The organism is Mycobacterium pinniadriaticum (assembly GCF_026242045.1).
Taxonomy (GTDB): Bacteria; Actinomycetota; Actinomycetes; order Mycobacteriales; family Mycobacteriaceae; genus Mycobacterium; species Mycobacterium pinniadriaticum.
This window is the reverse complement of record NZ_JAPJDO010000021.1, coordinates 1-15,972: the sequence shown is the minus strand read 5'-3', so window position 1 is coordinate 15,972 and position 15,972 is coordinate 1. Positions and strand designations below refer to the sequence as shown.

Below are 15,972 nucleotides of genomic sequence, written 5' to 3'. Positions count from 1 at the left end.
CGAGCGCGACACACCATCCTCGTTGCGCCGGGTTACTGCCGCGTTGCGTGGCTGTTCACGTACTGGAAAAGAGCTCCCCGATCCGGGACAGCGTTCGGATGAACTGGACGGCATTGTCCTCACCGAGTTCGTCGACGAGTGCGGCCTTCAGCGCCGACTCACGCTTGGTCAGCTTGCGCAGCTTCGCCCTACCGCGCGCCGACAGATACACCAGCACCCGTCGGCGGTCGGTGGCGTCGACGCGACGCACCACGAGGCCAGAGTCGACGAGTCTGTCGACGATCCTGGTCAGCGTCGGCGGCGGGATCGCCATCGCCGCCGAGATCTCACTCATCGTGAAACCGTCACCGCTTCGCAGCGCCCCCAGCACCCGCCAACCCTCGATGTTGTTGACGTCGGCGTCCAGCAGGCCGTTGCACAACGCCTCGGTCCATCGGCGCTCGGCCCGAAAGAACACTTCCGCAATGGTTTCCAGGTTGCTTGTCGATGTCGGCACGGAAATCCTGGGCTCCTGAAATCAATCACTTCCAGAGAAGAATATTTGCCGGCTCAGACTAACTCAGGGCGTAGCGCCCCGCAGGCGCGAACCACCGGCGATCGCGCTGATCACCCCGGCGCCCCACTCCGAGGCCACCCCGAACGCGGCACCGACCAGCGCTGTCGTCGCGGCGATCAGCGCCGGGTTGGACACCCCGATCGTGGTGATCGAGTTGCCAGTAGCCACAATGGTTCCGACGGTCATCGCGAAGCCGAACACGATCGCCGGCGTGGCCGAGATCCATGGCAGCCGCGACACCTGGACCATCGCGAAACTGCCTATGCCGACGGCGATTGCCAGCAGCACCGCACTGGAGGTGGTGTGTACCGACAACAGCGTGGCCGTCGCGATCGCGACTCCGGTCCAGTTGCACGCGACAGACTTCAGCAACCCGGTCAGCCCGGAACCCACGAAGAAGAACGAGGCCCACGCCAAGAACAGGACCCAGACCGGCAGACTCCATACGGTGGCTGTCAGCAAGGTGGACAGCATCCCGAACACGCCCACGCTGAGGGCCAGCGCACTGACTTTGGACATCTTCGGATTCCCTTCTCTGCCAACGTCAGTCGTGGTCATGATCGTGATCGTGATCGTGATCGGCATGGGAGAGCCGCTGGCCTTCGCTCAGGGTTCTGCTCTCCAACATGTGCACGTCGAAGAATTGTTTCTCGGCAGCCAGTCGGCAGAAGGCCTCGCCGAACTGGCGGTAGTACACCCCGGGGTCACAGGTCTCGTCGACCCCGGACTCGGCGATCGCGGCGATCAGGTGCGCCTTGAACTCGTCCCATTCGAAGGCGCCGGACTTGCACAGGTGCACTACGAGCCCGAAAAGCCGTCCCTGCCAGGGAGCGTCGAAGACAAGCTCTCCGTTGGACCGGGGCAAAGCGCCGGCCCCGCCCGGATCGTCGAATCCGGTCAGGTCGAGTGCGGCGGTCATCTAGGCGCTCCCCGGTGCAGAGACCAGCGCGGTGCCGACCATCGAGTCCCGGCTGATCAGTCCGACCAGCTCGTCGGCGGTCATCCCTTCAGTGCCTGCGGGACGCTGCGGAATCACCAGATAGCGAATCTCAGCGCTGCTATCCCAGACGTCGATCTTGACCTCATCGGGCAGGGTCACGCCGAACTCGGCGAGAACGCTGCGCGGATCTTTGACCACCCGCGCCCGGTACTGCGGGTATTTGAACCACGCTGGCGGAATGCCGAGCAGGGTCCAGGGATAACACGAACACAGGGTGCAGACCACGACGTTGTGATGCTCGTCGGTGTTCTCCACCGCGATCATGTGCTCGGTCTGCAGGCCGGTGAATCCCATGTCGGCGATAGCGGCGGTGGCATCGGTCAGCAGCCACTCGCGGTAAGCGGGATCGGTCCACGCCCGTGCGACCACCTTGGCGCCGTTGACCGGGCCCATATCGTTCTCGAAGGACGCCACCACGGCGTCGACCGCCTCGTGCTCGGCCAGGCCCTTCTCGACCATCAGCGACTCGAGCGCATTGACGCGCGCCTCCACGTCGGACAATGACAGCCAGTCCATCTCGTTCATCTCCTCATCTCAGGCGGGTTCGAGGTAGTTCTCGAACAGGTCGGCGTACAGATTGAACTCCTCGACCGCCTCGTCGCCCCACAGCTCGGTGGAGCTGAACTTCACCATGTAGAGTTGGTGGGGGGTGTCGACCTGCTTGTGTGCACTGTCGGCCGGGTCGTGGAACGCGCCATACTGTTTGGCCACTACACCCGCGGCGCGGTTCAGGTAGCCGGGCAGCCGGTTGTGGGTGACCTCGTTGATGTTGCGCACCTTGACGGCCGCACCGACGTCGAAGCGGGGCGGACTGTCCGCCGGCAGATCGTGCGGCGTGCCCTTCCAGAGCACGTCGATCATCTGCTCGGCGAATGCCGAGAGTTCCCCGGGCTTCTGTGGGTGCGGGGTCATCGACGGGGCGCCCAACTCGCGCATCCGCGCGTCGATCTCCTCGTGTGAGATGTAGCCCTTGTCGTTGAGCAGCTTCTCCACCGAGAACAGCCAGTGCGCGTAGTAGGTGGAGTCCAGGTAGTCACTCCACTTCATCAACTCGATACCATGGCGCTGCTCGTCGAGATTGAAGGCGCCCTTGGCGATCGCCATCGCGGTCACGGCGTGCATCCGGCCCTCGAAGGGGTAGCGCCAGTTCGGGATCCCCGGCTCCAGGAACTCGGCGGCGATCGGCCCGATGCCGTCGCGGCCGCCCAGATCATGTGGACCGTGCATATGCGAGTCTCCAATCGTTAGTTCACGGTCGTAATACTTCCATCTGGAACTATGGGCAATCGAAAGATGCATTCGCAATCCGTACAGCCATGCGTAACACAGGTTTTACGTCAGACCGTTTGATTGTTAAACGTAGATTTCGTCCACCCCGGAACGGGCGCCACGGGTTGACCGGCTGCCGAAACACGGCGTATTCAGATCCTGAAGGAATATTTGCCATCTGGAAGTAACTACCCGATCGAGAGGAAAGCAGATGTCTTCGACCGCCGGACGGCCCGCCCTGCCCCGCAGCGCGATGCTGGAACTGCCCGACACCGCCACCACGGGCACCGCGTTGCGCTTGACGGTGACCACCGTGCTGGCACTGATCGTCTTCTACTTCATCGGATTCGATCAGGGTGCGGTGTCGATTTTCGGGTCCGACACCCACGTCCACGAATTCATCCACGACGCCCGGCATCTGCTCGGCTTCCCGTGCCACTGAGGACCACCGACATGAACAACAGAATCATCGCCCTGGGCCTGGTGGCCGGCCTGGTCAGCGGCCTCGTGTCATTCGCGTACGTCCGCCTCCGGGTATCCCCGCTTGTCGATTTGGCGATCGGCCAGGAGGAGGGCGGCGCGCACCCGCATGCACCCGCCGCCGAACACGAGCTGTTCAGCCGCGCGGTACAGGAGAATGTCGGCGCCGGCGTCGGCACGGTCATGTTCGCAATCGTCCTCGGCGCGCTGTTGTCCGTGGCGGTCTCGGCACTGCTCATCTACCTGAACCGCCGAGGTATCGTCGTCGACCCGCGCTGGCCGGCCGGCGGTCTGGCCGCCGTCGGCTTCCTCGCCGTGAATCTGGTGCCGTTCCTCGCCTTTCCGGCGAACCCGCCCGGTGTCGGCGCGGCCGAGACGATCAGCCCCCGCACGTCCGCCTACCTGGTGATCCTGGTGGTGTCGGTGGCGCTGGCAATCGGCGCAACCATCCTCGCGGTGCGGCTGAGTCCGCGGGTCGGTGGCTGGACAGCGATCGGCCTCGCGTTCGGTTGCTACCTGCCAGCGGTGACCGTCGTCGCGCTGACGCTGCCCCGGTTCGACGAGATGCCCGCGCACTTCCCCGCCGGGCTACTCGCCGACTTCCGGCTGAATTCGATTCTGACCCAGGCGATCATGTGGCTCACCCTGGGCGTGGTCTTCGCCGCATGGCTGCCCCGCGCGCTGACGACGAGGACGGTCGATGCGCACAGTTGAGTTCAAGCCCACCCGCGACCAGTACACCTGGACGTTCGGCGGGGCCCCGCCCGTGATGGAGGTGGCACCGGGGACAGCCCTGCGGCTGTGGACCGAGGACGCGTTCGCCGGCCGGGTGACCTCCAGCGCCGACAAACCCAGTCAGGTCCTCAACACCAAGGAGCTCAACCCGCAGACCGGGCCGTTCCACGTCACCGGTGCCGAGCCGGGTGACACCTTGGCGCTGCACTTCGTGTCCATCGAGCCGGCCCGGGACTGGGCCGCCTCGACGACCATTCCGCTGTTCGGCGCCCTCACGGGCACCGACCGCACCGCAACCCTGCAACCCGCGCTACCCGAACTGGCGTGGATATACCGGGTCGACCGCGACCGCGGCATGGCGACGTTCGCCGCGCACGAGAGCGACTTCTCCCTGGACATCCCCCTGGCCCCGATGCTGGGCACCGTCGGCGTGGCCCCGGCCCTGCGGGAGGTCAGGACCACCCTGGTGCCGGACTATTTCGGCGGGAACATGGACACGCCGGAGTTGCGCGCCGGCACCACCGTCTATCTCGGGGTCAACGTCGAGGGCGCGTTGTTCTCGGTGGGCGACGGCCACTACCGCCAAGGCGAAGGCGAAACCTGCGGGACAGCGCTCGAGGGCGCTATGAACGTGATCCTGATCGTCGACCTGATCAAGGGCGGGGCACCGGCCTGGCCGCGTTTCGAGCACGACGACGCACTGCTGACCGTGGGTTCGGCGCGTCCGCTCGAGGACGCCTGGCGGTGCAGCCAGGTCGAGATGGTGCGCTGGCTGGGCGAACTGTACGACCTGACGACCATGGACGCCTACCAGTTGTGCAGCCAATTGTGCCGGTCACCCCTGGCCAACGTGGTGGACGTCAACTACAGCGCGGTGACCAAGATCGACAAACACCTGCTGCCGCCGGCAGTGGCATACGGCGGAATGCACCGCAGGCTGGCGGCTCTCGGCGGAACCCTGGAGTGAACCACTGTTCGAACATATGATCGAACAGTGGGAGAGCTCAAGGCAATCGGCTACAACGGTCAGCCGCTGCGGCCGCCGTTCCGGCCGGTGCACCCACCGCTGCCCGTGCTGGTCGACCTGACGGTGCTCTTCCCGCGCCAACCGCACCGGACCGGCCGCTACCACCCGCACGGTCTGCAGATGCACAAGGTCGTCAAGGGTGCCCTGTCCTGCTGGGGACTCTGCGAGCAGGGCGACTGGTGGGGCCTGGTCACCTACGAAATCGCCTACGGGTCCAAGCGCAGAGCGGTGACGCACTGGGTGCCGGCGTGGACCCTCAAGCGGTCAGATCCCCATTAGGCAGTGACGCGGTTACCCCGGACGTAGACCTCCGCGATCGACGACTCCCGGATACCCATCAAGAGTGTGAACAGGGTCTGATCGCGCGCCAGATCGGCCTCGTCGGCGCGGACCGCGTTCCGTAGCGGTCCCGCCAGCGCGTCAGCCGGCCGCACGACCACGAAGTCGGCCTCCTTCCCCAGATCGAAGTTGCCGAAGCGGTCCTCCATATCGAGGGCCCGCGCGCCGCCGAGGGTCCCGAGGAACAGCATTTCGGCCGGGTGCATCGACACCCCATCGTCGCCGGGCTCGGTGATGTGTTGTTTGAACGCATCGCCCAGAACCCGCGGGATCAGCCATTCGTCGCCGCCGCCGAAATCGGTTCCGGCCGCGATATTCACTCCGGAGGCCACCGTCCGTTTCCACGGCATCGTGCCCGAGCCCAGGAACAGCTGCGAGACCGGACAGTGCGAGATCGAGGTGCCGGTCTCGGCCATCCGCGCCAACTCGGCGTCCGTGCAGTGCACGCAGTGAGCGAGTATCGTCCGGCGGCCCAGCAGGCTCTTGCCGCCGACCGCCGACCCGGGCAGGAACTTCCCGTCGTAGGTGTCCAGATACGAATCGACTTGGTAGTCCTGTTTGGTGGTGTCGACTTCGCCGGTACCGGGACGGTTGTTCTCGTTGAGGTGGCTGTGCACGTAGACGCCCCTGTCGCGGACCTCGTGGTAAAGCTCACCGAGATTCCTCAGCGTTTCCGTCGTCACCGACAGCGAGAACCGCGGGACGATCGCGACGTGCAATAGCGCGGTGTCGACGTCCCCGGTATCAGCGGCGTGCCACTTGTCGATCTCGGCACGGGTCAGCCGGATCGCGTCCTGCTCGGAGGTGATCAGCGGCCGGGCGCTCTCCGGACCGCGGGTCTGGATGCCCCGCCCCGAAACGATTCGCAGGCCAGCCTTGAGTGTCTGCCCGAACAGCGCGTCCTGGGCATGCGGAAACGCGGACCCGAACACCATGGCGGCCGTGCTGCCCGCGGCGATCCGTCGCCTGGTGAACTCCACTGCGGCTCGAGTGGCGAACTCCGGGTCGGCGAACTTGGACTCCGACGGGAAGATGCACAACGTCAGCCATTCCAGAAGCTGACCTCCGCCGTAGGAATCGCCGGCATAGGTCTGGGGAAAGTGGATATGCGTGTCGACGAACCCGGGCAGCAGATAGCCGCCCCGATGGTCGTGCACCGTGGCCGATGCATGGCGGTCCGGTAGCTGCGCCCGCTCGCCGGCGAAGAGGATCTTTCCGTCGTCCCCGACGACCAGCGCGCCGTCGGGTATGGATACCAACGCGTCGATGGCTTCGGTGACCGTGGGACGTCCGGCCAGGTGGAAGATGTGGCCGAAATGGACATGTGCCGTCATCGCGCGCTCCTCGCCGGCGTCACCCGATCGCGTTTCGCATGGGATCGGTTGCAGAACATGACAATTGCACCAACCACCGCGATGTGGCACACCTGCCCGGCTTGTGTCCAGAAGTGCACGGTGACGAGGTAGAAAACTACCGCCCAGACCACGTTGACGCAGAGCACGGGCAGAATCCCCCGCAGGTAGTACGCACCTAGGTGTGCCCGGCGTTCGGCGGCGACGTCGTGGCGTACGGGTTGGTGAGCGTGACCGTCGTCGTGGGAGTGGAGGATTCCTCCGTCTCCGAAGGGGTGGTCAGTTCCTCCGCGGTCTCGGTGGGTAACGGCGGTGGCTCGCTGGCGGGGTTCAGGTCGGTGGTCGAGATCCGCGGTGACGTTGTCGCGGTCCTCGTCGTGGTCCTTGTCGTGGTCGTCGACGTGGCCCGCGTCGCCGGCGGGTAGGTCACCGGACCGTCGTGTCTCTGCGAGTCGCTCGAGGTCCGCATCACCGCGAACACCAAAACCACCAGCAGGAGTACCGCGGCGACCCCGGAGACGTAGATCAGGGTGTTGTGTCCACCGTCGTGGCCGTCATCACCCTTTTCCTCCTCGAGGTCTCTGCCCACGGGCAGAGATAGTACGGTCAGCCCTGATCGCACGTGTCCGTCTAGCGCCAGGAGGCATCTGTGACGACCGGTCTGGGCTCGGAGCTGACCGAACTCATCCCCCTGGCGCTCGTCATCACGCTGTCCCCGCTGACGATCATCCCGGGCATTCTCATGCTGCACACCCCCGCACCACGGCCCACCAGCATGGCGTTCCTGGTGGGGTGGGTGCTCGGCATCGGCGCCCTGACGGCGGGATTCGTGCTGATATCCAACGCGCTCGGCGGACTCAACAAGCAACCGGTCTGGGCACCGTACGTCCGCATCGCGATCGGCGCGGCACTCATCGTGTTCGGCCTCTACCGCTGGTTCACCCGCAAGCGTTCGGGACACACACCGGGCTGGCTGACATCGATGACCAGCATCGGCCCCGGCCGCGCCTTCGTGACCGCGGTGGTACTGGTCGTGATCAATCCGAAGGTTCTGTTCATGTGTGCCGCAGCGGGTTTGGCGATCGGGTCGGCGGGCCTGGGCGTCACCGGCGCCTGGACTGCCGACGCGGTGTTCACCGCCGTGGCCGCGTCATCGGTGGCGCTGCCGGTGCTGGCCTACCTGGTCGCCGGCGAGCGGCTGGACGAACCACTGACCAGACTGAAGAACTGGATGGAGGCTCAGCACGCGACGCTGGTCGCCGTGATCCTCGTCGTCATCGGCCTCATGGTGCTGTACAAGGGCATCCACGGCCTGTAGATCGTGATCACCGGAGCCCGCCGACGCGCCTAAAATCGCCGCCGTGGGCCTGGAGGATCGTGACGCGCTTGCGGTACTGCAGGCTGCCTTCGAAAATTCCGGGGCGCCCGGGTCCGACTCCGACCTGCTCGTCCAGCGCTTCTACACCCGGTGGTTCGCGCTCGACGCCGAAGTGCGGGACCTGTTCGGACCAGAGCTGGCGCCGCAACGCTCGGCGTTCGGCGAAGCCATGCACTGGGTGTTCGGTGAATTCGTGGCCCAGCGCGCCCAGGCCCCGGTGGCCTTCCTCGCGCAGCTGGGTCGTGACCATCGCAAATACGGGGTGACCCAACAGCACTACGACAGCATGCGGCAAGCCTGGTACGCCACGATGCGCAGCCATCTGATCGACAGCTGGTCCGGGGCGGTCGACGACGCCGCCACCCAGGCCATCAACCTGATCACCGGCATCATGGCCGGCGCGGCCGACGCCGAGGACGGACCGGCCTGGTGGGACGGCACCGTCGTCGAACATCACCGGGTATCCCGCGATATCGCGATCGTCCGCCTGCATCTGGACCGGCCGCTGGCCTACCACCCGGGTCAGTACGTCAACGTCCAGATCCCGCAGTGGCCCCGACGGTGGCGGTATCTCTCGCCGGCCATGCCGGCCGATCCGGACGGCTTCATCGAATTCCACGTGCGCGCCGTGCTGGGCGGCATTGTGAGCAATTCCATCGTGGCCGAGACCCGGCCCGGCGACCGGTGGCGGCTGTCCAGCCCGCACGGCGCGATGGAGGTCGACCGCGACGGCGAGGACGTGCTGATGGTGGCCGGCAGCACCGGACTGGCACCACTGCGGGCACTGATCATGGACCTGTGCCGGTTCGGCGACAACCCCCGGGTACACCTGTTCTTCGGAGCCCGCTATCCCTGCGAGTTGTACGACCTGCGGACCCTGTGGGAGATCGCCGCAACCAACCCGTGGCTGTCAGTGTCGCCGGTGTCGGAGTACGCCGGCGACCCGCCGTGGGCGACCGACTATCCCGACGTCCAGCCGCCGCGCGGTCTGCATGTGCGCCAGACGGGCCGGCTGCCCGAGGTGGTGACCAAATACGGCGCCTGGGGCGATCGGCAGATTCTGATCTGCGGCGGTCCCGAGATGGTGCGCGCCACCTACGACGCGCTGGTCGCCAAGGGTGCCCCGCCCGAACGGATCCAGCACGACCCGCTGGGGTGACCCGAGTCGAGCGCGACCTTTGTACCGAGTTCTGTGACTTTCGTCCCTTTCGAACCGCCCGCGCTGAGACGACCATCACATCTGGGGGTGGGTGGTAGTGAGGGGCTGAAATGACGACTGCCGGTCCGGCAGACGAGACCGTCGAGTGTGAACTCGACACCATTGCTTGGGAGTTCCTGTGCTCGCCCTATACCGGGCGCACCTATTGGGACTGGCCGTTGGAACGGCGCCTCGACGCCTACCTCCGCCATCAAGACCTTCACGACATCCTGAACAACGGTGCCGCCTACGCCACCGTGCTGGATCGCGTGATGGCCAACCTCGGCCGGGCCCGCCGCGACGGCGTCCTGTCTCCACCACGCGTCTGAGAGGACCCATGGACGTCATCCATAAGGGCGCCGGCGATCTGAAGGTCGCGCCCAACCTCACCGATTACGCCCAGACCCGCGCCTCGTTCAACTGGTCGGACGTGCCCGACCTGTGCGCGGCGATGGACAATGCCGGCTGCAATATCGGCTACGCCGCCGTGGACCGGCACGCCGAAGGGCCCGAAGCCGAGCGCACCGCTCTGCGCTTCATCGCCGACACCCCTGACACCGCGGAGCTGAGCACCCACGACGTCAGCTACGGCGAGCTGGGCAGGCTGACCCGGCGGTTCACCAACGTGCTGCGCGGCCTGGGGATCGGCAAGGGCGACCGCGTCTTCGTCATCATGGGCCGGATCCCCGAGCTTTACGTCAGCATGCTCGGTGCGCTGCGCAACGGAAGCGTCGTCTCCCCCCTGTTCTCCGCGTTCGGCCCGGAGCCGATCGAAACCCGCGTCAACATCGGATCCGCCGACGTGCTGGTGACGACGGCGGCGATCTACAAGCGCAAGATCGCCAAGATCCGCGACGACCTCCCGTCGGTCAAGCATGTCCTGGTGGTCGGCGACGACATCGCGGGCACCGAGAACTTCCACCGGCTGATGGACGCGGCGGGCGACGACGCGCCGATCGAACACACCACCGCCGAAGATCCTTCGCTCCTGCACTTCACCAGCGGCACCACCGGCACCCCGAAGGGTGCCCAGCACGTGCACGGCGCGGTGGCCATGCACTACATCACCGGACTCTATGCCCTTGACCTTCACCCCGGTGACATCTATTGGTGCACAGCCGATCCCGGTTGGGTCACCGGAACCTCGTACGGGATCATCGCCCCGCTGCTGCACGGCGTCACCTCGATCATCGACGAGGCCGAATTCGATGCGCAGCGGTGGTACCAAATTCTGCAGGATCAGCAGGTGTCGGTGTGGTACACCGCGCCGACGGCGATCCGGATGCTCATCAAGGCCGGCCCGGAGCTGCCCGCCAAATACCGGTTCCCGCGGCTGCGGTTCATCGCCAGCGTGGGTGAGCCGCTCAACGCCGAGGCGGTGTGGTGGGGAAAACGGGTGCTGGGCTTGCCGATTCACGACAACTGGTGGCAGACCGAGACCGGCGGCATCATGGTCGCCAACACCCCGGCGTTCGACATCAAGCCCGGATCGATGGGCCGGCCGCTACCCGGGGTCGACGCCTGCGTGGTGCACCGCGACGACTCCGGTGCGATCAGTGTGGTCGACGAGCCCGATGTCGAGGGCGAGCTGGCACTGCGAGTCGGATGGCCGTCGATGTTCCGCGGCTACCTGCACCAGGACGAGCGCTACCGCAAGAGTTTCGTCGGCGACCTCTACCTGTCGGGTGATCTGGTCAAGCGCGACGCCGACGGGTACTTCTGGTTCGTCGGCCGGGCCGACGACGTCATCAAATCCTCCGGGCATCTGATCGGGCCCTTCGAGGTGGAGAACGTGCTGACCGACCATCCCGCGGTCGCCGAGGCGGCGGTGATCGGCAAACCCGACCCCACCTACGGCGAGTTGGTCAAGGCCTTCGTCACCCTCAAGACGGGATACACCGGCGACGACGATCTGCGTCGCGACCTGATGGGCCATGCGCGCAAACGGTTGGGGGCCGCTGTGGCGCCCAAGGAGATCGACTTCGTCGACGCGCTACCGCACACCAGGTCGGGAAAGATCATGCGCCGGTTGCTCAAGGCGCGCGAACTGGGGCTGCCGGAGGGCGACACCTCGACGGTGGAGGTGCCGGCATGACCGACCGGGATCTGGCCCACGGGCTGCTCTCCGACATGATCCGGGTGCGCCGGATGGAAGAGAAGTGCGCCGAGATGTACAGCGCCGCAAAGATCCGCGGCTTTCTACACCTCTACGTCGGCGAGGAAGCGGTGGCCACCGGTTCGCTGCGCGCCCTGGGTTCCGAGGATGCCGTGGTGGCCACCTACCGCGAGCACGCACACGCCCTGCTCCGCGGGATCCCGATGACCTCGATCATGGCCGAGATGTTCGGCAAGCAGGAGGGCTGCTCGCGTGGCCGCGGCGGGTCGATGCACCTGTTCGACGCATCACGCCGGTTCTACGGCGGCAACGCGATCGTGGCCGGCGGCCTCCCGCTGGCGACCGGGCTCGCGTTCGCCGACGCACAACTCAAGCGCGACCGCGTGACCGCGTGCTATTTCGGCGAGGGCGCCATCGCCGAAGGCGCGTTTCACGAATCGCTGAACATGGCCGAGCTGTGGCAGTTGCCGGTGCTCTATCTGTGCGAGAACAACCGCTACGCGATGGGCACGGCGATCGACCGGGAACTGTCCCAGACCGACCTGACCGCCAAGGCGGCGTCCTATCGGGTGCCGACCGCGTCGGTCGACGGTATGGACGTGCTGGCCTGCCACGCCACCACCGCTGCCGCCGTCGACCACATCCACACCAACGGCGGACCGTTCTTCGTCGAGTTCCGCACCTACCGGTTCCGCCCGCACTCGATGTTCGACCCCGAGCTGTACCGGGAGAAGACCGAAGTCGAACACTGGCGCGAACGCGACCCGATCCGCCTGTTCACCGAGAAGTGTCTGGCCGAGGGCACCGTCAGCGCCGAGGACATCGCCGCGATGGAACAGCGTGCCGCCGGCGAGGTCGACGAGGCGGTGGCCTACGCCGAGGCTGGAACCCTGGAGAGCATCGCCGAACTGACCCGCGATCTGATGACACCTGCTGGTGCGGAGGCACGTTCATGAAGACCACCTATCGCACCGCCGTCCACGATGCGATCCGCGAAGCGATGCGCAACGACTCACGCGTCGTCTTGCTGGGTGAGGACGTCGGCCGCTACGGCGGCACCTACGCCGCCTCCAAGGGGCTCCTCGAGGAATTCGGACCAGAGCGGATTCGCGACACCCCGCTGTCCGAACTCGGTTTCGTCGGCATCGGCATCGGCGCCGCCGTGAACGGGCTGCGCCCGATCGTCGAAGTCATGACCGTGAACTTCAGCCTGCTCGCGCTGGACCAGATCGTGAACACCGCTGCCGCCCTTAGACACATGTCGGGCGGACAGTTCTCGGTTCCGTTGGTCGTCCGGATGGCCACCGGCGCCGGCCGGCAACTCGCCGCCCAGCATTCACACAGCCTGGAGGGCTGGTATGCGCACATCCCGGGTATCACGGTGGTCGCACCGGCGACGGTCGCCGACGCCTACGGGATGCTGCTGACGGCACTGGAGGACCCCGATCCGGTGATCATCTTCGAACACGTCCAGCTGTACAACACCTCCATCGACGCCGAAACGCTGGCACCGACGGACATCCGCCGGGCCGCCGTGCGCCGCGCCGGAACCGACGTCACGCTGATTGCCTACGGCGGGTGCGTGCCCAAGGCACTGGACGCCGCCGACCAGCTCGCCCTGGCCGGAATCGACTGCGAGGTGATCGATCTACGGGTGCTGCGGCCCTTGGACGACGCCACGATCCTGGATTCGGTGCGCAAGACGCACCGCGCGGTGGTGGTCGACGAGGCGTGGCGCACCGGCAGCCTGGCCGCCGAGATCAGCGCCCGAATCGTCGAGGGCGCGTTCTACGACCTGGATGCCCCGATCGCCCGGGTGTGCAGTGTCGAGGTGCCGATCCCCTACGCCAAGCACCTCGAGGAGGCAGCGCTGCCACAGCCCGACAAGATCGTGGCCGCCGTGCAGGGGCTGTTCGGGGACGATCAGCGGGCGGGAGCGGAGCGACCCGGGGTGAGCGACCAGTGATCGAGTTCACCATGCCCGCGCTGGGCGCCGACATGGACGAAGGCACCCTCGATGAGTGGCTGGTCAAGCCCGGTGACACGATCAGCCGCGGCCAGATCGTCGCGGTCGTCGAAACCACCAAGGCCGCAGTGGAAATCGAGTGCTGGCACGACGGTGTGGTCGCCGAGCTGCTCGTTCCGGTCGGACAGACCGTGGCCGTCGGCACCCCTTTGGCAACCCTGGCCGAGCCCGGTGAGGCGGTGCAACCTCGCACCGCCTCACCGGCTGCGGCGCCGGTGGCGGCCGCTACCACCGAACCGCCCGCCGCTGCGCGCCGGCCTGTCCCCGCCGCGCCCGTGGGTCACCGGTTGTGGGTGTCTCCGGTGGCCCGACGCACGGCCGCCTCCCTGGGCGTCGACCTGAGCGGCGTGACGGGCACCGGGCCGCAGGGCGCCATCACGCTGACCGACGTCGAGCATGCAGCGGCCACCAAGCATCACGAAGAGCCGAAGCTCAAGCCCGCGGCGCCCGCCGCCCCGGCCGAACCGAAGTCCGCGGCGCAGAAGGCAGCCGCGCGGGGGGCGGCCATGCGTGCTTCGATCGCCGCGGCGATGAGCCGCTCCAAACGGGAGATCCCGCACTACTACCTGGCCGACGAGATCGTGCTCGACACCGCCCTGGGCTGGTTGACCGAGCAGAACGTGAACCGGCCGATCACCGAGCGGCTACTACCGGCGGTGTTGCAGCTCAAAGCGGTGGCGCTGGCAGCGCAGCGGTTTTCCGAGTTCAACGGGTTCTGGCACGACGACGGGTATCAGCCGGCCGCGGGTGTGCATGTGGGCGTGGCGATCTCGCTGCGCGGCGGCGGGCTCGTGGCGCCGGCCATCCACGACGTCAACGAGAAAAAGCTCGATGAACTGATGGGTGACCTGATCGATCTGGTGGCCCGTGCCAGGGCCGGATCGCTACGCAGTTCGGAGATGTCGGACCCGACCATCACGGTCACCAACCTCGGCGACAAGGGTGTCGACTCCGTCTTCGGCGTGATCTATCCGCCGCAGGTGGCGCTGGTCGGCTTCGGCCGGCCCGCACAGCGAGTCGTCGTCGTCGACGGTGGCATCCGGGTGGCCACGACGGTGCAGGCCAGCCTGGCCGCCGACCATCGTGCCAGCGACGGTCACCGCGGCGCGCTGTTCCTCGCCGAGATCAACCGGCTGCTCCAGCAGCCCGACGAGTTGTAGAAGGGAGCCCGACGTGAGCGACACCGGGATCCGCGACCAGGTCGTGGAAGAACTGCTCGCGATCGCACCGGAAATCGAAGAGGGCGATCTGTCCGACACCGAGTTGCTGCGCGACCAGGTCGACCTCGACTCGATGGATTGGCTCAACTTCCTGGTCCGGTTGCACAAGCGCTTCGAGGTCGAGATCCCGGAGTCCGCGTACGCCTCCCTGCGCACGATCGACGATCTGACGAGCTACATCGGCGCCCGCCGATAGACTTCGACGGTGGCCGAACTGCCGTCCGTCGTTCTGCGCGATCCATCCTCATCCTTGACCGCCACGTACGTGCCGCCGGCGGGCATGATCTGCACCTCGCTGTTCGACGACGGCGTCGAGCTGCTCGGGCAGCGCCGCGGTCTGCAGGCCTACCTGTCGGATGGCAAGACGATGGGCATCCCGCTGCTCTATCCCTGGGCGAATCGGCTGGGCGCCAATGGCTATGACGTCGACGGTGGCGCGGTGACCTTGACCCCCGGCGTCGGCGGGGTCCGCACCGATGCCAACGGCCTGCCGATGCACGGCGTGCTGGCCGCCTACCCGGGCTGGCTGGTCACCGAACAATCCGAGAGCCGGCTGACAGCCGAGCTGGATTTCGGCACCCAGCCGCGATTGCTGGCCAACTTCCCATTCCCACACATCCTGACGCTCGACATCACCCTGGCCGGCCGCGCACTGACGGTGACCACCACCGTCACGCCCACGACCGAGGCGGCGGTACCGCTGTGCTACGGCTTTCACCCCTACCTGACCATTCCCGGGGTGCCCCGATCGCGATGGCGGCTGCAGACTCCGGGCCTACGGCATCTGCCGGTAGATGCCCGGGGTATCCCGACCGGCGACGTCGAAGAGTGGCCGGCATTCTCGGAATCTCTGGGCGACAGCACATTTGACGACGGCTTCGACGGAGTGACGGAGGGCGGGATGTTCAGCCTCGCGGGCGGCGACCGCCGGATCGAGATGATCTTCGACCACGGGTTCCCGGCCGCGCAGATCTTCGCCCCCGGCAACGACGATCTCGTCGCCATCGAGCCGATGGCCGCGCCGACCAACGCGCTGAGAACGGGCGGCTACCGCACCGCGGCGCCCGGCCGACCGGCCGTCTCAGTGTTCACCATCCGGATCACCTAGGGCCACGCGAGCAGACGTAAAGGTCCCCGCACGCTCGGCGTGTCGGGGACCTTTACGGGCTCTTCATGATTGACGGTGTAGTTGGGGTTTGAATCCGCCGGTTTCCAGTAGTGATCGGGCGATGTAGTTGGTGAGGTTGCGAAAGCCAAGGGCCGACCCGCGGAGGTG

At 66.6% G+C, this 15,972-nt stretch carries 20 protein-coding genes; 13 read left to right on the top strand and 7 right to left on the bottom strand.

The annotated features are described in order from the left end of the window. Positions 1 to 55: 55 nt before the first annotated feature. The 5 genes from ORI27_RS20840 to nthB all read right to left on the bottom strand — a co-directional run bounded on the left by ORI27_RS20840 (position 56) and on the right by nthB (position 2,783). Positions 56 to 496 (bottom strand): MarR family winged helix-turn-helix transcriptional regulator, encoded by a 441-nt coding sequence (locus ORI27_RS20840; protein WP_265998992.1) that lies wholly within the window; start codon positions 494 to 496, stop codon positions 56 to 58. Positions 497 to 559: 63 nt separating this feature from the next. Continuing rightward, positions 560 to 1,114, bottom strand: a complete 555-nt coding sequence (locus ORI27_RS20835; protein ID WP_265998993.1) for a DUF1097 domain-containing protein — start codon at positions 1,112 to 1,114, stop codon at positions 560 to 562. Beyond that, entirely contained in the window at positions 1,101 to 1,475 is a 375-nt protein-coding gene (locus ORI27_RS20830; RefSeq protein ID WP_265998994.1) for a nitrile hydratase accessory protein, read from the bottom strand. Before ORI27_RS20830 ends, ORI27_RS20835 begins: the two co-directional genes overlap by 14 nt. Further along, positions 1,476 to 2,072: a nitrile hydratase subunit alpha gene (nthA, locus tag ORI27_RS20825; protein WP_265999021.1), complete on the bottom strand. Its 597-nt coding sequence runs from the start codon at positions 2,070 to 2,072 to the stop codon at positions 1,476 to 1,478. An 18-nt stretch (positions 2,073 to 2,090) separates the two neighbouring features. Beyond that, positions 2,091 to 2,783 carry a nitrile hydratase subunit beta gene (nthB, locus tag ORI27_RS20820; RefSeq protein WP_265998995.1) on the bottom strand — a complete coding sequence of 231 codons (693 nt, stop codon included), beginning with the start codon at positions 2,781 to 2,783 and terminating at the stop codon, positions 2,091 to 2,093. A 253-nt stretch (positions 2,784 to 3,036) separates the two neighbouring features. Here nthB and ORI27_RS20815 point away from each other — a divergent pair, with 253 nt between their 5' ends. From ORI27_RS20815 to ORI27_RS20800, 4 genes are read left to right on the top strand one after another with little or no spacing between them, the layout of a single operon-like run. Further along, entirely contained in the window at positions 3,037 to 3,267 is a 231-nt protein-coding gene (locus tag ORI27_RS20815) for a CbtB domain-containing protein (protein ID WP_407666384.1), read from the top strand. Positions 3,268 to 3,278: 11 nt separating this feature from the next. Beyond that, positions 3,279 to 4,019: a CbtA family protein gene (locus ORI27_RS20810; RefSeq protein WP_265998996.1), complete on the top strand. Its 741-nt coding sequence runs from the start codon at positions 3,279 to 3,281 to the stop codon at positions 4,017 to 4,019. Next, the gene (locus ORI27_RS20805) at positions 4,006 to 5,007 is read left to right on the top strand and encodes an acetamidase/formamidase family protein (protein ID WP_265998997.1); all 1,002 of its coding nucleotides are present in this window, start codon (positions 4,006 to 4,008) and stop codon (positions 5,005 to 5,007) included. The genes ORI27_RS20810 and ORI27_RS20805 overlap by 14 nt, the downstream gene beginning before the upstream one ends. A gap of 27 nt (positions 5,008 to 5,034) precedes the next feature. Continuing rightward, positions 5,035 to 5,346 carry a hypothetical protein gene (locus ORI27_RS20800; RefSeq protein WP_265998998.1) on the top strand — a complete coding sequence of 104 codons (312 nt, stop codon included), beginning with the start codon at positions 5,035 to 5,037 and terminating at the stop codon, positions 5,344 to 5,346. Here the strand turns inward: ORI27_RS20800 and ORI27_RS20795 are convergent. After that, positions 5,343 to 6,740 (bottom strand): amidohydrolase family protein, encoded by a 1,398-nt coding sequence (locus tag ORI27_RS20795; protein WP_265998999.1) that lies wholly within the window; start codon positions 6,738 to 6,740, stop codon positions 5,343 to 5,345. The genes ORI27_RS20800 and ORI27_RS20795 overlap by 4 nt on opposite strands. Before the next feature lie 196 nt (positions 6,741 to 6,936). Next, the gene (locus tag ORI27_RS20790; protein WP_265999000.1) at positions 6,937 to 7,347 is read right to left on the bottom strand and encodes a hypothetical protein; all 411 of its coding nucleotides are present in this window, start codon (positions 7,345 to 7,347) and stop codon (positions 6,937 to 6,939) included. Positions 7,348 to 7,407: 60 nt separating this feature from the next. Between ORI27_RS20790 and ORI27_RS20785 the strand changes: the two genes are divergently transcribed. The 9 genes from ORI27_RS20785 to ORI27_RS20745 all read left to right on the top strand — a co-directional run bounded on the left by ORI27_RS20785 (position 7,408) and on the right by ORI27_RS20745 (position 15,804). Next, positions 7,408 to 8,076 carry a GAP family protein gene (locus ORI27_RS20785; protein WP_265999001.1) on the top strand — a complete coding sequence of 223 codons (669 nt, stop codon included), beginning with the start codon at positions 7,408 to 7,410 and terminating at the stop codon, positions 8,074 to 8,076. Between the two features lie 43 nt (positions 8,077 to 8,119). Beyond that, positions 8,120 to 9,295, top strand: a complete 1,176-nt coding sequence (locus tag ORI27_RS20780; RefSeq protein ID WP_265999002.1) for an FAD-binding oxidoreductase — start codon at positions 8,120 to 8,122, stop codon at positions 9,293 to 9,295. A 110-nt stretch (positions 9,296 to 9,405) separates the two neighbouring features. Further along, the gene (locus ORI27_RS20775) at positions 9,406 to 9,663 is read left to right on the top strand and encodes a hypothetical protein (RefSeq protein WP_265999003.1); all 258 of its coding nucleotides are present in this window, start codon (positions 9,406 to 9,408) and stop codon (positions 9,661 to 9,663) included. A gap of 8 nt (positions 9,664 to 9,671) precedes the next feature. Further along, positions 9,672 to 11,429: an acetate--CoA ligase gene (gene acsA, locus ORI27_RS20770; RefSeq protein WP_265999004.1), complete on the top strand. Its 1,758-nt coding sequence runs from the start codon at positions 9,672 to 9,674 to the stop codon at positions 11,427 to 11,429. Continuing rightward, the gene (gene pdhA, locus ORI27_RS20765; RefSeq protein WP_265999005.1) at positions 11,426 to 12,406 is read left to right on the top strand and encodes a pyruvate dehydrogenase (acetyl-transferring) E1 component subunit alpha; all 981 of its coding nucleotides are present in this window, start codon (positions 11,426 to 11,428) and stop codon (positions 12,404 to 12,406) included. Before acsA ends, pdhA begins: the two co-directional genes overlap by 4 nt. Continuing rightward, entirely contained in the window at positions 12,403 to 13,416 is a 1,014-nt protein-coding gene (locus ORI27_RS20760; protein WP_265999006.1) for an alpha-ketoacid dehydrogenase subunit beta, read from the top strand. The genes pdhA and ORI27_RS20760 overlap by 4 nt, the downstream gene beginning before the upstream one ends. Next, entirely contained in the window at positions 13,413 to 14,636 is a 1,224-nt protein-coding gene (locus ORI27_RS20755; protein ID WP_265999007.1) for a dihydrolipoamide acetyltransferase family protein, read from the top strand. The genes ORI27_RS20760 and ORI27_RS20755 overlap by 4 nt, the downstream gene beginning before the upstream one ends. A 13-nt stretch (positions 14,637 to 14,649) precedes the next feature. Next, the gene (locus tag ORI27_RS20750) at positions 14,650 to 14,892 is read left to right on the top strand and encodes an acyl carrier protein (RefSeq protein WP_265999008.1); all 243 of its coding nucleotides are present in this window, start codon (positions 14,650 to 14,652) and stop codon (positions 14,890 to 14,892) included. A gap of 9 nt (positions 14,893 to 14,901) precedes the next feature. Further along, positions 14,902 to 15,804: an aldose 1-epimerase gene (locus ORI27_RS20745; RefSeq protein ID WP_265999009.1), complete on the top strand. Its 903-nt coding sequence runs from the start codon at positions 14,902 to 14,904 to the stop codon at positions 15,802 to 15,804. The last annotated feature ends 168 nt before the right edge of the window (positions 15,805 to 15,972 follow it).

Excerpts from the sequence above, each read along its gene's own strand:
- nthB (WP_265998995.1), bottom strand. The coding sequence starts at position 2,783 with ATGCACGGTCCACATGATCTGGGCGGCCGCGACGGCATCGGGCCGATC.
- ORI27_RS20835 (WP_265998993.1), bottom strand. The coding sequence starts at position 1,114 with ATGACCACGACTGACGTTGGCAGAGAAGGGAATCCGAAGATGTCCAAA.
- ORI27_RS20805 (WP_265998997.1), top strand. The coding sequence starts at position 4,006 with ATGCGCACAGTTGAGTTCAAGCCCACCCGCGACCAGTACACCTGGACG.
- nthA (WP_265999021.1), bottom strand. The coding sequence starts at position 2,072 with ATGGACTGGCTGTCATTGTCCGACGTGGAGGCGCGCGTCAATGCGCTC.
- ORI27_RS20815 (WP_407666384.1), top strand. The coding sequence starts at position 3,037 with ATGTCTTCGACCGCCGGACGGCCCGCCCTGCCCCGCAGCGCGATGCTG.
- ORI27_RS20810 (WP_265998996.1), top strand. The coding sequence starts at position 3,279 with ATGAACAACAGAATCATCGCCCTGGGCCTGGTGGCCGGCCTGGTCAGC.
- acsA (WP_265999004.1), top strand. The coding sequence starts at position 9,672 with ATGGACGTCATCCATAAGGGCGCCGGCGATCTGAAGGTCGCGCCCAAC.
- ORI27_RS20795 (WP_265998999.1), bottom strand. The coding sequence starts at position 6,740 with ATGACGGCACATGTCCATTTCGGCCACATCTTCCACCTGGCCGGACGT.
- ORI27_RS20830 (WP_265998994.1), bottom strand. The coding sequence starts at position 1,475 with ATGACCGCCGCACTCGACCTGACCGGATTCGACGATCCGGGCGGGGCC.
- pdhA (WP_265999005.1), top strand. The coding sequence starts at position 11,426 with ATGACCGACCGGGATCTGGCCCACGGGCTGCTCTCCGACATGATCCGG.
- ORI27_RS20775 (WP_265999003.1), top strand. The coding sequence starts at position 9,406 with ATGACGACTGCCGGTCCGGCAGACGAGACCGTCGAGTGTGAACTCGAC.
- ORI27_RS20760 (WP_265999006.1), top strand. The coding sequence starts at position 12,403 with ATGAAGACCACCTATCGCACCGCCGTCCACGATGCGATCCGCGAAGCG.